This window comes from Chitinophaga rhizosphaerae (genome assembly GCF_003958645.1).
Classification (GTDB): domain Bacteria; phylum Bacteroidota; class Bacteroidia; order Chitinophagales; family Chitinophagaceae; genus Chitinophaga; species Chitinophaga rhizosphaerae.
In genome coordinates, this window is the sequence record NZ_RXLO01000010.1 from 90,792 (window position 1) to 110,625 (window position 19,834).

Genomic DNA, 19,834 nt, shown 5'->3' on the forward strand with positions numbered 1-19,834 from the left:
TTCAATTCGCCTCTGACGGAGGCGATGCCAATGGTTGATATGGAAAATCAGGCTTTGGGTGGATGCCAGACGGCGGGCTGGTAGATGGAAAGAACGGAACTATCCGGTGTGCTGAAAATGTGTTTCGTGGGGATGGTCCAGGCGGTGAGAATTACCTTATTTGCGGTAACAACCACACCGTGGCAGGTATTGCAGGAAAAGAAGGGTGAACAGGGGAGCTCGGGTTTCTCGTGTTTTTCATGATCGTTATGATCTGCGCACTCGCGTCCCGAAGCCAGTTCGATCTCGTCTTCACAGCATGCATCTTCGCCGCAGCAAGGAACTGCGGACAGGGTGAGGACGTATGCGGCGAAAAGGAGCCAGAACCACTTCATCCGGTGAAATTACGAAAATATTTAATGATGCAAAAGCCGTCAAAGGGATTGGTGTTTGTCGGACTATGCGCAACAAGACTTATTCATTTGTATCGGCGGACATTTGACAGTGCCATAGCTGCAATACACGCAGCAATCCCCGTGTTTCGGCTTTATCGTGATTTTGCAGTTCGTACATGCATAAAAGTACTGACAGGCATCAACCGGCATGGTTTCCTCCTTTTGAAAGCCGCAATGCGGGCAAGTGATTGTCGATTCGAGAACGATATTTTCTTGCATTGGTTTATGTTTTGCCTTATCAGCAGGTTTAATTTAAATTACTTTGTATCCATAATTTCTGATCCCCGAACCTTGTAGCCGGTTTTCCCAATCGCAGCTGAAATCGCATCGATGTTAGTTTTCGATGGATCGAAAGTCACCACGCTGTTTCTTGCTTTGAATGAAGTCGCATACGTCAAAACGCCCGGCACTTTGGAAATTTCATTGTTTACGTGGGCTTCGCAGCTCGCGCAGGTCATTCCCTGTATCGTAAACCTAGCCTGCAATTTGTTATCCGCGATGGAATGCACCGCTGCATTTTCATTGCCCTTCGGATAAAATACACTGGCATACAGCGGGAAAGTCATCATCAACACGGAGAAAAGGGTGATGATTCCCAGGAATTTCTTTGATTGGTAATATGACGGCTTCTTCGCTGGTTCGCAGTGGCAATCATCAGCTGAAGGTTTCGCAGTTTTAAGTTGAAGGTACCAGGCGTATGCCAAAACCGCCACTGAAGCGCCAATAAGGTAGGGTCGTGCCGGTTCAAGCCAGGAAAAGCTGGCCAGCAAACTGCTGCTGCCTGCGATCATGGCGATAATGGGCGTAATGCAGCAGATGGATGCTGCAATTGCGGTCAGTATGCCCGTCCCGATCGCGGCGCCGGAGGATCTGGCCTTTTTCATGGCACTTCTGTTTTAAGGGTTTCCGAATTGATATGTGTAAAAAACGGATTTAATGTTGGGAGGAATTCCTTCACCAGCGAGTAAAACACGGTCTGGCCTTCCTTCCGCGTCTGAACGATACCGCCGTCCTTCAGTTTCTTCAAATGCTGGGAAATAGCCGGGATGGTCATTCCCAAAATGTCTGAAAGATCACAGGGGCAAAGCTCATTTTCCTCCTCCAGCAGATACATGATCTTCAGCCGGACTTCATTGCCGGCGAGCGACAGCACGGCAGACAAACTGGAAAAAGCCTTCTGTGCGGTCTTCAACTTGACTTGGCAGGCCATGATTTGCGCCTGGTCTGCGAATAGACGAATACAAGTATTACCATTCATCTACCAAAATTAACTAAAATCTCGATTATTTAAGCAATTGCTTAAATAATTAGACGGAGTTGATTTTTTGAACCAGGGAATGGAAAACCCTATTTCATCTTTAGCTTCCAGCCAATAAGTGCGACATCTATAAGTTCTGCTGTTGTTGAAAGCGTTTTGTCAAGCTGGAGGCGATATCGTCGAATGCTATATGCGCCGTCTTCTATTGTTAAATATATCTTAATATTGTCCAGATCGCTGAAATAATACAACTTCGCGAAATCTTGCGATGGGTGAGGCAAAAAGCCAATTGTCGCCAAGTCATCTTCAGTCAGCTCGCTCAAGGACTTGTTTCTGATAACGGCGAGTTTATCGAAATCAAGGGTATTTATTAACCGTTGTACACGTTCCTGATACTCTTGCCGATCGGCTTCGGCATTGTAGTAGAGGCCAAATTCTTTAAAATCCATAAGATGTGTTTTTGGTGTTGTAGATCGAAAATAGGGGTATTTGAGCATTCCGAAATGGAAGAAAATTCCACAATTTTATTAACAGGAAAGCAGCTGCTTTGGTGGAATTTTCATAAATTTGTGTATAATTTTATTAATTGTTCTTTACTTAAAATTGCTAAAAAGCAATCAAACACACAGGGGACCAATTCGGGGACCTATCGAATTTTGATAGAGGTATTTCCGCTTTCATAGTGGATTTCGCCAGGATTTTTAATGATCCCAGCGGGATCACCTGATGGACCAAGACAGCAGACTTGTTGTTTTGGTCCATTTTTATTTTGCCGAAAGCCTTGTCCAGCGCGAGTATCGCAGAAATAACCTCATTGAGTCGAGCGGTTCGAACTCCCGTTCCGTCATAAATTAGCTTACCAGGATAAAGCGAACCGATTATATTCCTCTTTTTTTCAACTGTACCTAATTCATATGCCTTTCGCAGGTTACGAAGATTAGGTATTGCTTGTTCTAAAAGCCTTTCCAAATCGAATTTGTTATTTTCCTCGGCCGCGAGTTTAGCCTCGAGTCGCTCCAGCTTTTGGGAATACTCCGTCTTCATTTCCCGGAATTCTGCTGGATCAATCTGTTTTAACGAAAGCATCTCCCTAATGTTCGAAATACGAGTTTCGTATTCTTTTACCTGCGCAAGTGCCGATTTTCGGTCCGCGTCCCTGAAATCAGTTTTCGTGTACCACGCCTCTTTCAGCGCGAGCTCAAACAATGGAAGCATCTCGGGTCGAGGAATAACCGTCGCCAGGAGGTCGAAAACCTTATCATTTACAACTTCTGCCTTAAATCGTGTCGGACAGCCTTTCAAACAATGATAATATGCATAGTACTTCTTGCGTCCTTTCGATGCGCTGCCTGTCAATGTCCTTCCGCAGCAAGGACAAATTAAATAGCCACGTAAGGGCAAACTCTCGTCGGAAGAAACTTTTAACTTTGCTGGTGCACGTTTTCGTCCATCAAGAACGTCCTGTACATCGTAAAAAAGCTCCTGGGAAATCAACGGTTCATGAATGCCGTTTCGTAACGAGGCTTCTTCCTCTCTTTGTTTAGGAACGGCAATGAGACCGCAGTAGACAGGATTCCGGAGCATATTCCAGAAACTGTTCTTCGAACGGGTATAACCTCTTTCCCTTGCCATTTTTAGCACTTGCTCACTATTGAATTCTCCCTCACTTATCGTTTCAAACACCCACCTTACCACACTGGCCATCGGCTCGGTTGGTGCGATGAACTTCTTCCCAGCATCATCATTTTTATTTACATAGCCAAACGGAGCGAACCCCATATAGCGCCCTTCCTTCATTGCTCTTCTCATCCCATTTGTAACATTAAGTGAACGGCGGTCATTTTCAACTTCAGGAGCGGCTAAATAAAAGGCAAGCATCATTTTGTTTTCAGGCACAGAAAGATCTAATGGTTGTTCGACTGCCTGGGGCTCCACTCCTAGCTTTTTTAGGGTACTGATCATTTGATAAGCATCACCCGCATTTCGGCTGAATCGATCCCACTTTAGAAATAAGACAAAATCGGAATGACCCTTATTTCGACGCAAATCCGCCAGGTACCTTTTCCATTCTGGCCTGTCAAAGGTCTTAGCAGAGTGATCTTCAAATATGACTTTCCGAATTGAGATCTTATTCACATCGCAATAGCGCCTCAACATTTCTTCCTGGCTACGCTGTGAATAGCCCTTTTCAGCCTGTTCGTCTGTGCTGACACGTATGTACAAATCGGCAACCTTCATGTAGTGGGACCTTTTTTACTTAATTCTTGGGAGGTCGGCTGCTCTCTATACTCGAGATACGAATCGACCAAAATATCGGCAATTAGACGCAAAAAGGCTAAAATCTCAGAAACCTGGTCTGGCGATATTTCTACTCCTTGCGCTTTCAAAATCTGAATAACCCTATCCCCACTTAACTTTTCCATATGCGGCCTAAAACACGAAACACAATATTCAGCGGGTGGGCTTATCCCGAAATTACAAAATATGTTCCGTTATAACAAAATAGTTGGACAAACATTTTTATAATATCTGAGGTTCGGTTATCTTAGTTTACCTTATATAGGGTTTAATCGAGTAAAAAAGGCAACCCTTTATGGCAAAAAAGTATCAGTTAACATATAAGACCTTTTTCAATGAGCGTCTTAACAAGTTGGAATTCGGTAGTCAATTTACGCATCCGATCTATCTCCAAATAACTTACAGACGTAGCACAAGGGCATTCAAAAGCGCGATTTTTGATTTGGTACGAGAGAATAGTAATGGGTCAAACTTTGACTTAAAAGCACTAAGATTGACTCTTCAGGGTATTGAACGCCTGGAGGTGGATATAACCACAAAGATTGCGGAGGAGCTTGGGGATACTTTTACATTCGAAGCCTATCAAAAAAGGTATAATGAATACACCATCGATTTGTGCCGTCTTGCAGCGCCTGGCTACACCTCGTTCCTTATCGGATACCTCAAAAAACGCAAGCTGAATACTATCGCTACAGTTATTTCGCGTGGTCTGGAGTTGCAAAGCACCTATTTATTGATCCAAGAATTTGAGAAGTTGGTTCGCCCTGAAGTTTATCAGGATTTGATTAAACAATCTTTGGTGGATGCCCCTCCATACATAGCGCTTTACGGGTTTACTCAGACGATAAAACGTTCCAATATGGGTTTGCTAACAATATATGATTGGCAAAATCCCAAGAATCGGAATGCATTCCTGCAGTATATTGAAAAGGCCTTTCCACAGAGCGACGGGCTTAAAGTAATCGGGCAAATTAATGTCGCAATAGCTCGACTACAACATTCGTAGGTAACTGAGGGTATGAGCTCGTAATCAGTATCGCCGGCTTAAATATTAAAAAGACTGAAGGATTAGCGCTTACAAACGCTCTTATTTCTGCCATCAGGGGAACAAGTAACCCCAAACACCCACAATAAACACTGCAACTGGCGTAATCTACATATACCGACTGGATATTGAATTCTCAAAGCTCAAAAGATGAGAACACACCAAAAATACTTATTCTTGTAACAATTTCACCTAAACCCCTTACCCATGGAATTGCTATTTTGCTACATACATTCTTTTCAATCTTTGGATAAGTGCCAAATTAATTTTGGCGGCAAATTCATCTTCCACTATGATCATGAAAAAAATAGATTGTCCATTAAGGTTAATGAAGAATATATTGCTGACTTCTTTTCGTCATCCATTTCTAATGTATCTGCGTTGGTGGGGAAAAATGGCGCCGGGAAATCTGCGATTCTTGAGGCGATTCTCTATTCACTGGGGAACCTTGAAATAAGTCTTTATACCGACGTTATCAGTGTCTTCTACATTGGAACCACGAATGAAATTGTTTTCCATGGCTCGAAGGGATTACCCGATATCACCTGGGATAATGAATTAAAACAAGCGGACGTCATACACTATTCCAGAAATTATGACTGGGAATATCATCTGGTGTATTTTACAAACAATTTGTACGACCGATTTAATCCAGACAGAAAGCACGAGGGCAACACACATAACCTATCCATAAGAGCCGATCTCGAGCAGAGATCGCCTAGCTCATCTTCAGGAGGCGAAGGTCTTATCTCGGGCTTTTTAAATAGGGAATACTATCGAATTATTAAGATGTTGCAAGCCGGGATTGCATTGGGCGATAGCTTCCCCTTTCCGAAGTATATTTCAGTAAGGCATAATGGACCAGTTGATCCTTTGCTTGAAGATCCCGAATCTGATCAGGAAAATTCACCGAGGAATCAATTATTGATAGCAATTTCTAACTTCTACGATGAGTTTTTTAAAGAGGTCTCGGCGCCTGAAAAAGTATTTATTGCGCAAATTGAAAAGATGATTCTTTTGGATTTTGTTGAAAGTGCAAAGCATCCCCAATCCGCGTTTGCAATACCTGGGGATATTGACATAATTCCAAAAGAGCCAGGTAATTTGCTGTCCCTTGTCATGGCCCAATTTGGCAGTCCAGAACATTACGAAGTTGCATTGCAGAGTGCAATTGAATTGTTTACTGGCAAGGGAGTTAGCTATTTTGAACCATTTGTTTGGATACCGTTGGAAGTTTTTGTACAAGAGAAGCTGGAAGATTTCCTACAAAAATTACGTAGAATTCAGATCGAGGGCACGCGGTATTTGACGTTTGGGTTTAGTTTTGGAGCAAGTGGTCAAGACCAATTTAGCTCAGGAGAGCTTGCTTTGCTTTCGATGTTGTCACGATTTTATGAGATAAGTGACCAACAAGCTATGACGAGCAAAGAACAAATTAGAGACAATGCATTAATAATAATTGACGAAGGGGAATTATACCTTCATCCAAAGTGGCAAAAAAGCTTAATTAGCGTTATCATTGACGCTCTTCCGAAGATTTTCCCGGAAGTAAACTTACAAATATTACTAACCTCCCACTCCCCCTTCGTTCTCTCTGATTTGCCAAAACATAAAGTAACTTTTTTGAAGAATGGAAGAACCATTGACCCTTCAGACTCTTCATTGATAGAGCATGCCCAGACATTTGCAGGCAATATTCACACCCTGCTTTCTGATACGTTCTTTATGGACAATGATTTTATGGGCTTATTCGCAAAGCGAAAGATTGATCGCGTGATAGCCGATCTCACATCTTCAGCAGAAGTGACGGCTGAAAGAAAAAGTGATATTAAAAAGATAATACTTAGCATTGGAGAACCAATCGTTCGTCGTAAGCTGCTCGAAATGTACGATATCAGATTTAATTTGGGGCTAGATGAGCGGCTTGCCCGAATAGAAAAAAAGCTGGGTTTATGATAAGGATAAATCGTACAAACCTTGAAAAGATTGCCGCAAACCACAAGGAAAGGATTTGCCAGGATAAAGGACGGTCGAAAGGTTTGGAATACCGCTTGAGACAGGTAATTAAAAACACTACCCTGCCTGCTGAGGCAAGCTTCCTTCAAGATGTTCTGAATGATATTTCTTTGCCAGTGGGCCAGTGCCTGATTACAGGGCGACCCGAATATTTAGCTGAGCGAATCGATTATTACCAAACAACGTACGCGGCTATTCTAACAAAAAATTTCATTGATAAAGTTAATAGCAAAGTATTTTTTTATGAAAATTACGAAAAGTGGGGAGCATATGAACTAGCAATAGATTTGGGAATGAATGTTTGCCCGTATTGCAATCGGCAGTACACTTTCACGCTGAGTCGAAAAGGCCCAGGAACGCGACCACAATTTGACCACTTTTTTACTAAATCAAGCCATCCATACTTATCTCTTTCATTTTACAATCTTATACCATGTTGCTCTATATGCAATGCAAGCCTAAAAGGCCAGTTGGCGTTTACGCTTAAGACGCATTTACATCCTTATCTGCATGGCTTCAGCCAACTTGCAAAGTTTAAGATATCACCGACTTCGATTGATTTCATCAATGGAATGCCAGAGAAATATGATATTGATTTTCATTTCAAGACGGGAATTGATCCAGCGATAAAAACCTGTATAGCGGGAAACGTTACTGCTTTTGCACTTCTGGATCTATATAAAATGCACAAGGATTATATTGACGAAATTATCCTCAAAGCAAGGATATATGATAATTCCTATTTAGAATCTATTCTCAAACAGTATCAAGGCACACTATTCAGTGACATAAACGACGTTAAACGGATGGTTTTTGCCAATTACTTCTCGGAGATTGAACATGAAAAGAGAGTTTTGGCAAAGCTTACGGCGGATATTTGTGAAGATCTTGGAATTTCATAATGAGCTATTGGTGGTCAATATAGCTCGAGCACATTGAGGGAATATACAAATCTACTATATAGGAACAAGTAAGGCCCATTACCGGAAGTGACGTCGATATTGCGACAAACATTTCCCGTGAAACTGAACAAGCTCTTTGGTGTTCAGTTCGCCCAAAATGAACTGGCCAAAGAAAAAATTCTACAGCATTATCAAGCCTGGAAGAACAAGCAGTTTGTTGAATATGTATCCGCTGGATTTCTCGATCCAAAAGAGGTTGAGCATGACCCTAACGTCATAAAAGGGGTTGATGGCAGACTCAAATTGGATTTCAGCGGAACACGCCGTCTCTTATCCGAACAGGATTGCAAGCACTACTTAATCATGAACTCTGTCCTTGAGATGGGCGAGAAAGTTCGTGTAAAGGAACCATTCGAATTGGAATGGTTAAACCAAGTGTCGGACGGAAAGCGGCAATTGTCTTTTGGCGATACATTCATCCGCTACGAAAAGTCAGGAAATCGCATAAATGCGCTTGCGGCAAGAAACTCTAAGACCTCCGAGGGATCCAGTTATCTCTCCTACTCTTTCTTCAATTTTGATCTGGCCCAGAAATCAATTTCGGAACATTACGCCGCAGATGACTATGATAATGGCGCCCCCATGCCCCTCAAAGACTTCGACGCCTATGCGAAAACGACCCTATATCAGCTTATTATTTTTATGGAGCTCGCCGACATCGAGGAAGTCATACTGCCACCTGGAAGAAGCCATGGTGTTCGGAAAAATCAGGAAAAGGTCTTAAATGATGCGAGGTTTCCCATCACAAAAGTCACCACGTCCTGGAATAAGGTCATTCGCACTTCAGGATTTGACGTTCGAGGGCATATTCGAAAGCAACGCTGGGGCCCTCAAAATAAATATCGGAAGTTGATTTGGATAGATCAATTTCACAAAGAAGGATGCAGTATTGGTGCACGCGCAACAAAGGCGCAGCCTAGAATAATCGAACCGGAAAGCATTTCTCGCGGTCAACGACGCAAATAAACTATGTTGTAATCTATTTGAGAAGTGAGCGTGTCCGCTGGCCCTCAGAATCTTTTTCTTACGTAGGATCAAATAGCCCCGAATGTAGCTGGTATTTGCCAGATTTATGTTGAGATGATGCAAACATAAGCTACATAATCAATGAAAAGATCATTGTCAATTCTTTCGCTAGGCCTCGGAGTCCAATCCGTGGCAATGTACTACATGTCAAGCCTGGGTTTATTTCCAAGAGCTGACGCAGCAATCGTTTCGGATCCGGGTCGCGAACGGATGCTCACATACGATTATCTCGAGCACTTGTTGAAATGGCAGGAAGCACACAATGGCATTCCCATTATCGTCCGGAGGGAAAAGAACTTATTCGACGACTTGTTAAACCCAGGTAAGGAGGGCAAAAGGTTCGCATCCATTCCGGCGTTTACTATGAGCAGTAACAGTCGCGTAGGGATGTTACGTCGGCAGTGCACCTCCGAATACAAAATTCGTCCCATTGACAATGCTATCAGAGATTTATATGGGCTGACAAAGGGGCAGCGTAGACCAGAGACGACTGTCTGGAAAGGTATTACAACAGATGAACTGGACAGGATGGATCACCCGAGGCAAGGATGGAAAACCCATATTTATCCATTTACCGGATTTTATTTCAAAAAAGAAGTCTGGGGACGAATCGCCTGGGGAAACCCGATGAGCCGGGAACAGGTTGTCAGCTGGCTTAAGCACAACAATTTTCCTGTTCCGGTGAAAAGCGCATGTGTTTTTTGCCCATATAGATCAGATAGCTCCTGGGCGGATCTTAAGGAAAACTACCCAGATGATTTTCAGGCTGCAGTTGCAGTGGATGAATCTATTCGCAATAGCATGAGTAAGGGGATTAAGAATCCATGTTACCTACATAGGAGCCTGAAGCCACTTTCGGAGATACAGTTTCGCAAAAGCCAGGATCTTTGGGCGGGCGATTGCTCGTCAAACTGCCACCTTTGACCGACGAACCGCCAACGTACCGGTTAAACTAATTCGTTGTCTCAACTGCCGCACCAATTGGATAGGAAGAGTTATGTTGATGTATTTTCCCTGGCAGACGTGATTTTCCTACCATTAGGAGTAATCAGGCATCTTGTGTAACGGTTTCAGTTCCTTTCTGATTATCCGATGTTCCAAATAGCTCTGCTGCAAGTTTTTCAAACTCCTCATCGCTTACACGTTTAAATTCTCTCCGCCATTTCCGCTTCATTGGGCTATGTAGCCATAGTTGATCCAGTCGCCAAATAATCCATTCCAACCTGGTCAACTTATCACCAATCGCACCTTTCATTAAGATATCGCCATAATAGTTTCGCAATCGTTTCATAGTAGTTTTTTGATGGCCACGTCTATATCTAACAACAGGACTTCAGCACTAAACTCGATTTGGTCATGACGGTTGAGTGCCTTCACCTTGCTGATGCCAGCCATTTACATGAGTATCTTCTTTAATAAGTATAATTTCCTGGCCCGCATTGACAATGGTTACCAATGGGACACTTGATCGATGACCACATCGTTCACAATGCAGCGTAGAGGGCCAGCGGCAGTTTTCGGGCATCCAAAACTTCTTTTCATCGACTTCAAAATATAATTGCTCTCTAGTGCTCGCTCTATAGTAAGTGCAATTGTGAGGGCTTCTACCACTGCTTGAGCATAATTCTTCAGGTGGAAATTTAACAGGTGTGACGAAGTAATTCCCGATAAATGCGCCAAAGCTTATTCCCATCCCATCTTCTTGTTGTCCCTCCGTCCTCAATATTGTCTCCAAAAGTCTCTTGGAAGAGAGGTTGGGGTTACTTTTGGCAATCCGCGGCGCTTTATCTGCGTAATCGCCTGCGAAGAAACTCCCGTCACTTTTTAGCACCTCCGTCTCTGATATAGCGGCGGCAGAAGAGTCGATCGAAAAGTGTATGACTCTAACACGACTTTCAAACCGGCAATAACCAGAAAACAGCACGTTTCGGATGCGCATATGGCTGCCGATATCGGCTACCACTTCAACAAATCTTCGACCGATTGGTAAAAAGTAGTCTTTCGGTGTCCATTTCCCCGCCACGTTTTGATCAAAGGAGGTTGCAAAAATACCCATATCGCCAGCCTCAACGTCTGCTCCGTCGATTAGTACACCGAATTCAAGGTAATTTGCATGATCCCCCCTGTCCTGAAAGGTATTGACACCCACATTCCCGCCAATTGTGAAGAGGACCTCTTTAAATCTCCCAGAATAGGTGCCGGCCATCGAGACATGACCATCAAAACGTTGTGCAAATAGCAAGGACATATTATAACAATTCTGTTTGTAATTGCATAAAAATCTTGTGAATAGCAACGAATGGCACCGACCTAACAACTATCGTTACTGGCATTTTTTTTCGAATCCTGAAACAAAGATGCGAGTTGATTGGAATTGTTCTGGAGACCATCCAAATATTCCCGAACTCATCATCATTTTTCCAAAACTTTATATGGGAAAACTCACGTCGAAAAATGCCTTATACCATTGCCATGTCACTTTTCATACCGCCAATGCTATCTGCTTTTTATAGTAATCATGTTCGGCCTTCAGGTAAATACTCTTGGCCAAACAGCAAAGACTGCAATTATTAGGGGCACTATATACGATTCTGCTTCCCAAAAGCCATTGGAAGCGGCTACCATATCAGTTTTTATGATGGCAGACTCCTCCCTGGTTTCCTATACCATGACAGGTAAAAAAGGGGAATACACAATACGCCAGGTGCCCATCGGAAAGCGCTGTGTGCTTGTGGTATCATATAGCGGGCTTAAGTCCTTTCGCGAGAGCTTCGAGCTTTCGTCGGACCGGACCGAAACTATTCGTCCGCCAGTCTACCTATCCAAGGATATCGCTATGTTGGAGGAAGTCATCGTTTCTCGCCTTCGCCCCCCGGTATTAGTGAAGCGGGACACGTTGGAATATAACGTGGGAGCTGTAAAAACTTCTACTAACGCTGTTGTCGAAGACGTTCTCAGGCGCCTGCCTGGTGTTGAGGTGGATCAGGATGGAAACATCACGGTAAATGGTAAGAAGGTAGTCAAAGTGACCGTTAATGGCCAGGACTTCTTTGGGTCGGATGTGCGTCTGGCGACTAAAAACTTGCCAAAGGATATCGTGGATCGAATACAGGTCACCGATCACAAGACGCGCGAGGAGCGATTTACCAATAGCCGCGCCTCCGGCAATCAGAAAGCCTTAAACCTTGTATTGAGAGGTGGTACAAATAAGGGAACATTCGGGAGGATAAATGGCTCCGCCGGCACTTCAGACAAGTTTGAAGCCGCCGGGAATGTGAATTTTTTTGATAAAAATACCCAGTTTAGCCTTCTTGGATCGATTAACAATACAGCGAGCCAGGCACTTTCCTCTCCCGGAGTGTCACTAACAAGTGTGCAAAGCAGCAGGGGGATTCCCCGCAACGGCCTCGCCGGGGTAAACCTGTCACAAACCATTAACCCGGCGCTGCGGTTTAACGTTAGCTACTCCTTTAATAGCAATGAGCGAAGGGAAAACACGGAGATCTGGCGGCAAAATGTCTTTCCGGATACCGCCTACAATTATACTGCATCGGTGTCTACAAAAGGAAAAACAGACGGGCATAGATTGAACTTCTCAACCGACATTAAGGCAGACAGCCTAACGGAACTGAACATCAGCGGAAGCGTCACGGGAAACGTTGTGGACGGATGGACCCAAAATAATGCCCTCACCACGTCCCTTGATGCAAAACCAATAATTACCAGTCAAAACGAACAGAAATCCAGCGGCAATAGCTTGGAATATGAATTTCAGATATTTGCTGGCAGAAAATTATCTGCTAAAGGCCGGAGTGTAACTTTTTCCATGGGAATGAGTGCTACCGAGCGCACTTCAAACGAATCAAATGTCGGATGGCTAGCGTCTGCGGCAACCGGAAATCCGATCCAGCGGCGGGAGCTGGATCAGATTGGAAGGACATCTGCGTACAGCCGACAGCTCAACCAGATGACAACCTGGAATGAGCCTATATCTGCCCGACTGGGATTGAAACTAACCTACGCTTTGAATTTATTCGAAAGCACCAATGACCGGAAAACTTATAAATTTGACTCGACATCCGGCTTGCATACCGTGTTGGATAGCAGCTATTCAAATGCCCTGGAGGTGGTCAACATGATAAGTTCGCCCGGTTTGATAATGAACTATTCGCTTGGGAAGTCAAGCATTTCTGCTGGCATGACCATTCAGCGGCAACGACAAAAGGTGACGACAGGCCCTAAAGCGACATACCGGGACGATGCAGCGACAAATATTTTTCCCTCAGCCAGTTTTATGTTTCAGCTGGGTAGAACAGGCAGCGTCAATATTGCGTACAATGGAGGAAGCCAGCAGCCTTCCAGCGAGCAGCTTCAACCCGTTGCCGATATCTCTAATCCTCTATATATACGTCTGGGAAACGCGACCTTGAAGCCTTCATTTACCCACAATGTCAGCTTAAGTGCACAAATGAACAAAGGGACAACATTTTGGTCCGGAATGCTTTCAGGGACGACCTCGTCGAACCTCATTGTCGAAGAAACCTGGTATGATAGCGTCCAATACAGTCGGCCAATCAATACAAATGGAAACCATGCACTAATCGGAAATTTCAGTTATAGCCGGAGCTGGAAAATTGAGGACGCTACATTACAACTCTCCCTTAGCACTAGCCCATATTGGGCCCGTACGGTTTCTTTATCCAATAGAGAAAGAAATGTGGCAACGACGTTTAGTGGAAGCCAGCGGATCGGAATCAATTATTCGGCCGCCTCCGTATTTTCTTTACAGTCGACTTTTTCCTTTACGAGCTCCGTTACCCGAACAGGTCACCGAGGTTTAGCAACGATGAAACAGAAAAACAACCTGACTGGATTTACCCTTTCCGGACAGCTGAACTGGCCCAAGCGATGGGCGTTGGATGCATTTCTCTCTGCAATTCAGAATCCATCCCTTGGCCACGGATTGCAAAAAAATGTTATTATCATAAACGCCTCGTTGAATTACACCTTTTCAAAAGATGAGCGCTGGTTTGCAAGGGTGCTAGCCATGGATATATTGGGGCAGAATACGAGCGTCAGGCGGGCAATAACGGCAACAATGACCGAGGAAAGCCGTTCAAATGTACTAGGTCAGCTCTTATTGCTCGGAATAACCTGGAACATTAAGAAATTCTAAGATGAAGTAAATTGATGGTAATCAGAACAAAATATGAGTAGAAAATGGTGCTTAATTCCTAAATTGCGGAAATCACATTCGGCGATGGAGGAAGCTGTAAAACGATTTTCAAAGTATTTTCTTGTGGGGGATCAAACCATCACTGCTCGATTTGAGCCTGTCAATACCAAGGTGAAACGGCTTTACCAGGTTTATCTTTTACTACCGGGAAAGGAAGTCAGAATTCACATTCAGGCAGATGCGAAGGGATGCTTTTACATAACTGATCCGCACCGACTGCCTTCGGCCTATGAGGCGATTGCCGAGTCGCTTATTGCTGCTGTTGAACAGGCCTAGTGGATTTGTTGGACCTGCATTTATATATTTTGTGTAGACTTCCGAGAAGCGGCGATTGCCTGTACTAACTCTACAATACGCGGATTTGTTTGCCTGTCAAGGTTTTTTACCATGATCCCGCGATCAAGATCGATACTTAACTCCTGCGCCCAAGCCAGGAGTTTACCGGATGCAAGCGCGGTTTGTGCAGATTTCACGATGAGGTTACTTTTCTGCCCTGAAAGAAGTAGGATTTCGGCTTTTAGCGCTTCTATAAGTTGTTCAATGGTTCGCAGATCTGCCATAGGACTAAAGTTAACTAAATCACCGCGCACGAGGAACCGAAATACTACCCATTTTTTCACTCCCTGCGCCATCACTACACATTAATTGGTAACGCATTTATTACCGAAAGCCTTTGGAGCTCTTGAAAGTGTTAATACATCATCCCTTCCAATTTTCTAGCCATTGAATATCGCCTGAGCCCCGACTTCATTTGAACAAAGGTGAAGAAGTACTTTTCCAGGAAGGGGCCGGTTTTTAGATAGCCGACCAGCGGCTCATATGGGCTGAGTATTAGCGAATCCTGGTAATAGTCAGTTGTAGGCAGCGGTCCCCAAACAAAACCGCAGGTTTCAAGGGAGTCTGGACCATACTCGCTAGTTCCAAAGATACTTACTATACCCTTGTCAGCCCGGCCCAGCCAGGTGATTTCCAAGTGTGGTTCTGGTGGCGACTGAGGGTTTGCGGGCTCTTTTTTACATGCCAAAAGGAATAGAATCGATAGTTTGATCACTAGTTGAATTGGAGAGTGGAATGGTATTCGCATAAGTCTGCAAATTGGTTCAAGAATGAGGGATTTCGGAGCATATAACGAATAAGAGCGCCGAAGTAACTATTTACAGCATCCGAATTTAAAGTCAACTCGGCGTTTAACCGCTATTGTTCATCTATTTTTTTTCCGCGCCTTGGTTTGGTCGATATTCTGTTTAAACTCCCTTTGCTTCTTCGTCTTCTTAAGATTTTCAACATCCAGGTTTGGCAACGCTATATCCTGCCAGGAAACAGCTTCGGCGTTTCGCTGCATCACAATAGGGCAAAACCGAATAACCTCCATCACGTCAAATTCCATGTCGCGGGCGAAGCCATAGGGGTCGAGAATGTCTACAGTTGGAAACTTCACCAAGTGGACACCATTCGGGATTTTAGTCAACGTATCAAAATCAAGGGGCACAAATTCGAGCGTAGCTGGTTTATACGGGATGATATAGTGGGGTTCGGGTCCTCGACACCAAAAGTTTTTCAGGACTTCGAATGGGAACCCTGAAAGTGGCTTTCCCTCTGGCTCAAGCTGCCCCATATGATAATTGACAAAAAAGCGATGGCCGTGGATCATTAGACTCGGTTGCCGGCCTAGTGATATTCTTTCATTAATTGCCTGGGCAGAGTTAACGATTAAAACATCTGACAAGCGCTTGACATCTTCCAAAGATTTGCCATATGTTTTAGCCATACCCGCTGGATCAAGCGAGGAAAGCGATGGCAATACAAAATCTGGGTCGCGACCCAATCGAGTAGAAAGTTTTAAGCCAATGCGAAAGATGATATAGTTATTCTTAATGGGGTCGTAAAACGTGTCCTTAAGCATGATTTGATTGTCCGGATTAGCTTTTTCGAATAGCAGATCCCTTGTGACGTCCAAAATACAGTCGACACCAAACACTTTGATCAAAGGCTGTGCACTATTCATAGTAAATTTGATTATGCTATTTTTTTAATGAGATTCCAAGTCGCCTGCCTGTTTCGCTCAGTCGATGGCGCATCTGCAGCGTGCGGTCATTGCGTCGATCTCGAAAGAACTTTGCGTTCAGCTTGCTAAATTCCTTTGCAATGACTCGGGCAAGGGTTATTCGTTGTGGTGGCTGGTTGCGAACAAAAGATTCAATTGGTAAATGAAAGGTTCGGGCATAGCCGACCGGGTCGATTTCCACAGGTGGTGGAAGGGTTACTATCACCGTATTCCTCGGTAGCCGGTTGGGCGAACGTTCATCCAAGTGGGCAACGACCCCATGCTTTTTATTAAAGGGGAAACAAAAGCTGAATTGGTAGGGATCCCAGAATTCCCACAGATCCCGAAACAAGATAGGAGCTCCCTGACTTCGGCTGGTATTGACTAGCCCATATACATGCCAGTCTACGACAAACTTGTGTCCGCAAATATGAACCTGAGTAGGGATCCCGCTAAGGAGATCCCTGAGAACTTGGGTATCGACCATCAGGTCCAGGTCTTTCATTGATTTAACAGCTTCCGCTGATACGTTGTATTTCTTTGCCATGCCGGCAGGATCCAGATCAACAAGGGCGGGAATCCGCAGCGTTGCATATCCGATGTCAAGCAAGTATTCATTGCCGACATAATCCATGTCCACGAATCGCAGTACTTGTTCAGGATCGTCAACGCTCACCAGGCGGTCGGTGGCGACATCTACGTAATAGTTGCGGCCATGTAATGGGAAAATTGGTCTGGTTTCTTCCACAAATGATAGTTTAGTACTCGAGTTCGGTTAAGGCGCCGGCGAGCTGGTGAAAAGCATTTCATGGGCAGTCGCCCTCATTGGGGCGCGTTGTGCCGTTGAGCATTGCTCCGCCCATTTTACGCAAGTCTTCCCCCAAATCGCCCGGGTTGACACCGCTGCCAACCACCCACCACCCTTTGGTCCTGGGTAACGCAATGCCGCCAGCAGCGGCAATGTCGATGACGAAGTCTGCACAGTTATAATGCTCGATGTCATATATTGAATTGCTGTAACATATGGCATCCAGCACCTGCCGGGTGGCGCCAGGCTGCAATGCGAAGGCGACGGCGACGTCGTAGGGGTGGTCCTGGTCGTCGCCTAATTGACTGTCGGCACTGGTCCTGTTGAACGGATTGACCTTGGTGGCCGGATAAAAGCCGATACTTCGGCGGACCAATTTGCTTCCTTGTTGTTGTTCAATGGTTACAAAGGCGTGACCGATGCCACCAGTGATGCTGATAGGGTCATTGTATCCGGGTACCGGCTGATCCGCATATACAATTAGCTTTAACGGTAAGTTGCGGTCAAGGCATTTGAGGTAAGCCAAAATGCTGGTGATGGGTCGCCGGGGTGCCAAAAACTGGATGGTCGTCTCGCCAGTATTCCCGCCGGACGTACCTCCTCCCCCGCCGTATGAACCTGGATCGTCGTAATAGGCGCCGCCGTATCCGGCGTAGTCAAATTCCCCTGCCCATAGGAAGTCTGTATAACATTCGGAGTGATACGTCAACGGTCCGATACAATTGCCCCAGCCGTCGCCCCTGCAGGTGGTCCATTCGTAACAGATGCTGAGGGTATAGGCGACGGCCCTATTAACGGATTGGGCTGCAGGCTGTCGGACTTCCTTAACGGCAATGTAGTAAATGCCATTGTCACGGTATGGCTGCCGACCGGTTACCTTGTAATTGAAAGCGCCGAGCGCTAGGGCTATGCGACGCTCCTGTTCATTATCCGTCTGTACTCCATAGCGTCCCCATTCGAATACTTTGGCCCGAAGCAACCCTGACCACTCAAAAGCGATTACAGAGATGGTGCTGCTGTCGGCACCCAACATGGGTAGCAGGCATTGCATTTTATTAGCTTTGGTGATTACCAGCGCCTGGTCCCATCTTGCTTTACCGAACTGCCGGACACAGTTCTGATAGTAGGATACCGCGGCCGGGTCGCTGTTTATTCGTTCTACCAGTCGGCTAAGTAAAACGTTAGTAGTCTCCGGTGGAAGTAGCTTTTGTTCTGCCGAAGTAGCACCCTTGCGGCATCCTGCTATAAACATTCCCCCCGATAGAAAGCACCATAACCACACACCATCTTTGAATACGTTGTGGCTTTTGCTGCCACTGGCTAAACTGCATAATAAAGTTGTTCTCATAACAATGGATAAATTTGATGATATGGCTAAGGTCTGTTGCTTGATTGGACACATTTCCCATATGACCCTATCTAGGGAAAATTGAGATGCCGGCAAACTCCCTGCAACTTCAGGCCGGTCATGGATTACAGGTTAGCTAAAAATCGAAGGATAGTGTGTAATTTGTACTTTATGAGAAGTAAAAATCCTATCATGCCAAATACGTTACACCCGGCAGTCCTCCTGTTTTTGACGGAGTCTGGAGTGCCAACGCGGATTTTGCAGGTTGTAACTGTTTCGTCGCCCCTGCCTCGCCTTAGACGTGTACGACGCCTACGAGACTACCTTGCAAATCGTCCTGTTAACTCGCCTCTGACAACAGTGAGCCCCTACCAGGACAGCAGATCTAACTAAATTTTAGCGGTAACTCTGACTAAACGTAGAACTACGTATTCTAAAATTCCGAAAATGTTAAAAGGGTATCCTCTAGGCAATAATCCGTTATAATCTTATTAGCGTCTCAATAGGCTGCATGCACAGCCGATTGAGATAGAAAAATGTACCCAACATAAAGGAAAGTTTAATGGCAAAACCCACTACTGCTATTGTTGCTTCGATTGCCGAGCCTACCGTACTTTTTTTGATAGACGCCTTTTGTAAGGATGGACGAACAGACAGGATTTGTATTAGTACTGCTTATGACATAACAAAGCAATCAGGACTAAATCACCTTTTCGAGCTTTGGATTCAAAAGGGCACGAGGGCAGCCAAAGCGCTAGATGATCAAGAAAATGCATTTATAGCGGAGCTTAAGGCATTAGATGCCATGTTCCCTAAGATTATCTTTACGCATCCAAGTATTTGGGCTAATCCGTCGTGGCGGGAGTATGTAATCGAAACGAAACCATACCTGTTGTACATTACACAAACTAGCAGGGAGGCCTATTACCAATTGCGGCGGTATCATAACGAACTAAAAAACCTGCTAAATCCAAGGCATCAGTACTATGGCATGTGGTATAATGGGCTTATTACCCGGCGGGTGGAAAAAGGATACATTTTGGATGAGACGACAATTGCAAAAAACAATGTTCGCGATGCAATTCAAAGGCTAGAGCTGAATCTACGATTGAGCTCCAACGGCCCCATACAGTCTTTGCTGTTTTCATCGGTGAAAAAAGACCCTGTGATGTTAGAAGGGACGATTCTAAATGTGTATTCAAGGATTGGGCTCACGATATTTTAATACTTTCGCTAAAAAAGTATGACAATTTGCGAACAAATACGGTTTGCCAAATGACCATCGAATGCTAACTTTCTGACTTGATGGCCGCTGTTAGAACTTTCTACCGCATAGTAGGTCCGTTGATTCGAACCCGG

The 19,834-nt window shown here is 44.7% G+C and carries 21 protein-coding genes; 8 read left to right on the forward strand and 13 right to left on the reverse strand.

Annotated elements, in window-relative coordinates; all coding sequences use genetic code 11:
• Positions 1 to 47 precede the first annotated feature (47 nt).
• The 6 genes from EJ361_RS20935 to EJ361_RS20960 all read right to left on the reverse strand — a co-directional run bounded on the left by EJ361_RS20935 (position 48) and on the right by EJ361_RS20960 (position 3,930).
• On the reverse strand, positions 48 to 374 hold the full coding sequence (locus EJ361_RS20935) for a hypothetical protein (protein WP_126247959.1): 327 nt from the start codon (positions 372 to 374) through the stop codon (positions 48 to 50).
• A gap of 63 nt (positions 375 to 437) precedes the next feature.
• A complete protein-coding gene (locus EJ361_RS26085) occupies positions 438 to 653 on the reverse strand; it encodes a GDCCVxC domain-containing (seleno)protein (RefSeq protein ID WP_126247961.1) in 216 nt (71 codons plus the stop codon).
• A gap of 38 nt (positions 654 to 691) precedes the next feature.
• A complete protein-coding gene (gene merTP, locus EJ361_RS20945) occupies positions 692 to 1,318 on the reverse strand; it encodes a mercuric transport protein MerTP (RefSeq protein WP_126247963.1) in 627 nt (208 codons plus the stop codon).
• The gene (locus EJ361_RS20950; RefSeq protein WP_240646697.1) at positions 1,315 to 1,644 is read right to left on the reverse strand and encodes an ArsR/SmtB family transcription factor; all 330 of its coding nucleotides are present in this window, start codon (positions 1,642 to 1,644) and stop codon (positions 1,315 to 1,317) included. The genes merTP and EJ361_RS20950 overlap by 4 nt, the downstream gene beginning before the upstream one ends.
• Before the next feature lie 137 nt (positions 1,645 to 1,781).
• On the reverse strand, positions 1,782 to 2,141 hold the full coding sequence (locus tag EJ361_RS20955) for a hypothetical protein (protein WP_126247967.1): 360 nt from the start codon (positions 2,139 to 2,141) through the stop codon (positions 1,782 to 1,784).
• Positions 2,142 to 2,298: 157 nt separating this feature from the next.
• A complete protein-coding gene (locus tag EJ361_RS20960) occupies positions 2,299 to 3,930 on the reverse strand; it encodes a recombinase family protein (RefSeq protein ID WP_126247969.1) in 1,632 nt (543 codons plus the stop codon).
• Between the two features lie 355 nt (positions 3,931 to 4,285).
• Here EJ361_RS20960 and EJ361_RS20965 point away from each other — a divergent pair, with 355 nt between their 5' ends.
• The 5 genes from EJ361_RS20965 (at position 4,286) to EJ361_RS20985 (ending at position 9,963) form a co-directional block, all read left to right on the forward strand.
• Positions 4,286 to 4,996, forward strand: coding sequence for a hypothetical protein (locus tag EJ361_RS20965; protein WP_126247971.1), 711 nt, complete (start codon positions 4,286 to 4,288; stop codon positions 4,994 to 4,996).
• A 246-nt stretch (positions 4,997 to 5,242) separates the two neighbouring features.
• Entirely contained in the window at positions 5,243 to 6,991 is a 1,749-nt protein-coding gene (locus EJ361_RS20970) for an AAA family ATPase (protein WP_126247973.1), read from the forward strand.
• The gene (locus EJ361_RS20975) at positions 6,988 to 7,953 is read left to right on the forward strand and encodes a hypothetical protein (protein WP_126247975.1); all 966 of its coding nucleotides are present in this window, start codon (positions 6,988 to 6,990) and stop codon (positions 7,951 to 7,953) included. The genes EJ361_RS20970 and EJ361_RS20975 overlap by 4 nt, the downstream gene beginning before the upstream one ends.
• 117 nt (positions 7,954 to 8,070) lie before the next feature.
• Positions 8,071 to 8,979, forward strand: coding sequence for a hypothetical protein (locus EJ361_RS20980; protein ID WP_126247977.1), 909 nt, complete (start codon positions 8,071 to 8,073; stop codon positions 8,977 to 8,979).
• Between the two features lie 195 nt (positions 8,980 to 9,174).
• Positions 9,175 to 9,963 (forward strand): hypothetical protein, encoded by a 789-nt coding sequence (locus tag EJ361_RS20985; RefSeq protein ID WP_126247979.1) that lies wholly within the window; start codon positions 9,175 to 9,177, stop codon positions 9,961 to 9,963.
• 124 nt (positions 9,964 to 10,087) lie between these two features.
• Here the strand turns inward: EJ361_RS20985 and EJ361_RS20990 are convergent, their stop codons facing one another.
• Together EJ361_RS20990 and EJ361_RS20995 are read right to left on the reverse strand one after the other, a co-directional pair.
• Positions 10,088 to 10,330: a hypothetical protein gene (locus EJ361_RS20990; protein WP_126247981.1), complete on the reverse strand. Its 243-nt coding sequence runs from the start codon at positions 10,328 to 10,330 to the stop codon at positions 10,088 to 10,090.
• Positions 10,331 to 10,393: 63 nt separating this feature from the next.
• Positions 10,394 to 11,287, reverse strand: a complete 894-nt coding sequence (locus tag EJ361_RS20995) for a hypothetical protein (RefSeq protein WP_126247983.1) — start codon at positions 11,285 to 11,287, stop codon at positions 10,394 to 10,396.
• A 270-nt stretch (positions 11,288 to 11,557) separates the two neighbouring features.
• Here EJ361_RS20995 and EJ361_RS21000 point away from each other — a divergent pair, with 270 nt between their 5' ends.
• A complete protein-coding gene (locus EJ361_RS21000) occupies positions 11,558 to 14,215 on the forward strand; it encodes an outer membrane beta-barrel protein (protein WP_126247985.1) in 2,658 nt (885 codons plus the stop codon).
• Positions 14,216 to 14,299: 84 nt separating this feature from the next.
• A complete protein-coding gene (locus tag EJ361_RS21005) occupies positions 14,300 to 14,551 on the forward strand; it encodes a hypothetical protein (RefSeq protein WP_164714349.1) in 252 nt (83 codons plus the stop codon).
• A 20-nt stretch (positions 14,552 to 14,571) separates the two neighbouring features.
• Here EJ361_RS21005 and EJ361_RS21010 read toward each other — a convergent pair whose 3' ends face one another.
• The 5 genes from EJ361_RS21010 to EJ361_RS21030 form a co-directional block, all read right to left on the reverse strand.
• Positions 14,572 to 14,835, reverse strand: coding sequence for a hypothetical protein (locus tag EJ361_RS21010; RefSeq protein WP_126247989.1), 264 nt, complete (start codon positions 14,833 to 14,835; stop codon positions 14,572 to 14,574).
• A gap of 131 nt (positions 14,836 to 14,966) precedes the next feature.
• Positions 14,967 to 15,359, reverse strand: a complete 393-nt coding sequence (locus EJ361_RS21015; protein ID WP_126247991.1) for a hypothetical protein — start codon at positions 15,357 to 15,359, stop codon at positions 14,967 to 14,969.
• Between the two features lie 117 nt (positions 15,360 to 15,476).
• Positions 15,477 to 16,280 (reverse strand): hypothetical protein, encoded by an 804-nt coding sequence (locus EJ361_RS21020; RefSeq protein ID WP_126247993.1) that lies wholly within the window; start codon positions 16,278 to 16,280, stop codon positions 15,477 to 15,479.
• Between the two features lie 16 nt (positions 16,281 to 16,296).
• Positions 16,297 to 17,067, reverse strand: coding sequence for a hypothetical protein (locus EJ361_RS21025; RefSeq protein WP_126247995.1), 771 nt, complete (start codon positions 17,065 to 17,067; stop codon positions 16,297 to 16,299).
• A 58-nt stretch (positions 17,068 to 17,125) separates the two neighbouring features.
• Entirely contained in the window at positions 17,126 to 18,475 is a 1,350-nt protein-coding gene (locus EJ361_RS21030; protein ID WP_126247997.1) for a hypothetical protein, read from the reverse strand.
• Between the two features lie 562 nt (positions 18,476 to 19,037).
• Here EJ361_RS21030 and EJ361_RS21035 point away from each other — a divergent pair.
• Positions 19,038 to 19,700 carry a hypothetical protein gene (locus EJ361_RS21035; protein ID WP_126247999.1) on the forward strand — a complete coding sequence of 221 codons (663 nt, stop codon included), beginning with the start codon at positions 19,038 to 19,040 and terminating at the stop codon, positions 19,698 to 19,700.
• The last annotated feature ends 134 nt before the right edge of the window (positions 19,701 to 19,834 follow it).

Coding starts and splice junctions, on each gene's coding strand:
- EJ361_RS21005 (WP_164714349.1), top strand. CDS start 14,300: ATGGAGGAAGCTGTAAAACGATTTTCAAAGTATTTTCTTGTGGGGGAT.
- EJ361_RS20935 (WP_126247959.1), bottom strand. CDS start 374: ATGAAGTGGTTCTGGCTCCTTTTCGCCGCATACGTCCTCACCCTGTCC.
- EJ361_RS21010 (WP_126247989.1), bottom strand. CDS start 14,835: ATGGCAGATCTGCGAACCATTGAACAACTTATAGAAGCGCTAAAAGCC.
- EJ361_RS20995 (WP_126247983.1), bottom strand. CDS start 11,287: ATGTCCTTGCTATTTGCACAACGTTTTGATGGTCATGTCTCGATGGCC.
- EJ361_RS21030 (WP_126247997.1), bottom strand. CDS start 18,475: ATGAGAACAACTTTATTATGCAGTTTAGCCAGTGGCAGCAAAAGCCAC.
- EJ361_RS20970 (WP_126247973.1), top strand. CDS start 5,243: ATGGAATTGCTATTTTGCTACATACATTCTTTTCAATCTTTGGATAAG.
- EJ361_RS26085 (WP_126247961.1), bottom strand. CDS start 653: ATGCAAGAAAATATCGTTCTCGAATCGACAATCACTTGCCCGCATTGC.
- EJ361_RS20960 (WP_126247969.1), bottom strand. CDS start 3,930: ATGAAGGTTGCCGATTTGTACATACGTGTCAGCACAGACGAACAGGCT.
- EJ361_RS20990 (WP_126247981.1), bottom strand. CDS start 10,330: ATGAAACGATTGCGAAACTATTATGGCGATATCTTAATGAAAGGTGCG.
- EJ361_RS21035 (WP_126247999.1), top strand. CDS start 19,038: ATGGCAAAACCCACTACTGCTATTGTTGCTTCGATTGCCGAGCCTACC.
- EJ361_RS20965 (WP_126247971.1), top strand. CDS start 4,286: ATGGCAAAAAAGTATCAGTTAACATATAAGACCTTTTTCAATGAGCGT.
- merTP (WP_126247963.1), bottom strand. CDS start 1,318: ATGAAAAAGGCCAGATCCTCCGGCGCCGCGATCGGGACGGGCATACTG.
- EJ361_RS20975 (WP_126247975.1), top strand. CDS start 6,988: ATGATAAGGATAAATCGTACAAACCTTGAAAAGATTGCCGCAAACCAC.
- EJ361_RS21000 (WP_126247985.1), top strand. CDS start 11,558: ATGTTCGGCCTTCAGGTAAATACTCTTGGCCAAACAGCAAAGACTGCA.
- EJ361_RS21015 (WP_126247991.1), bottom strand. CDS start 15,359: ATGCGAATACCATTCCACTCTCCAATTCAACTAGTGATCAAACTATCG.
- EJ361_RS21020 (WP_126247993.1), bottom strand. CDS start 16,280: ATGAATAGTGCACAGCCTTTGATCAAAGTGTTTGGTGTCGACTGTATT.
- EJ361_RS20950 (WP_240646697.1), bottom strand. CDS start 1,644: ATGGCCTGCCAAGTCAAGTTGAAGACCGCACAGAAGGCTTTTTCCAGT.
- EJ361_RS20985 (WP_126247979.1), top strand. CDS start 9,175: ATGTACTACATGTCAAGCCTGGGTTTATTTCCAAGAGCTGACGCAGCA.
- EJ361_RS20955 (WP_126247967.1), bottom strand. CDS start 2,141: ATGGATTTTAAAGAATTTGGCCTCTACTACAATGCCGAAGCCGATCGG.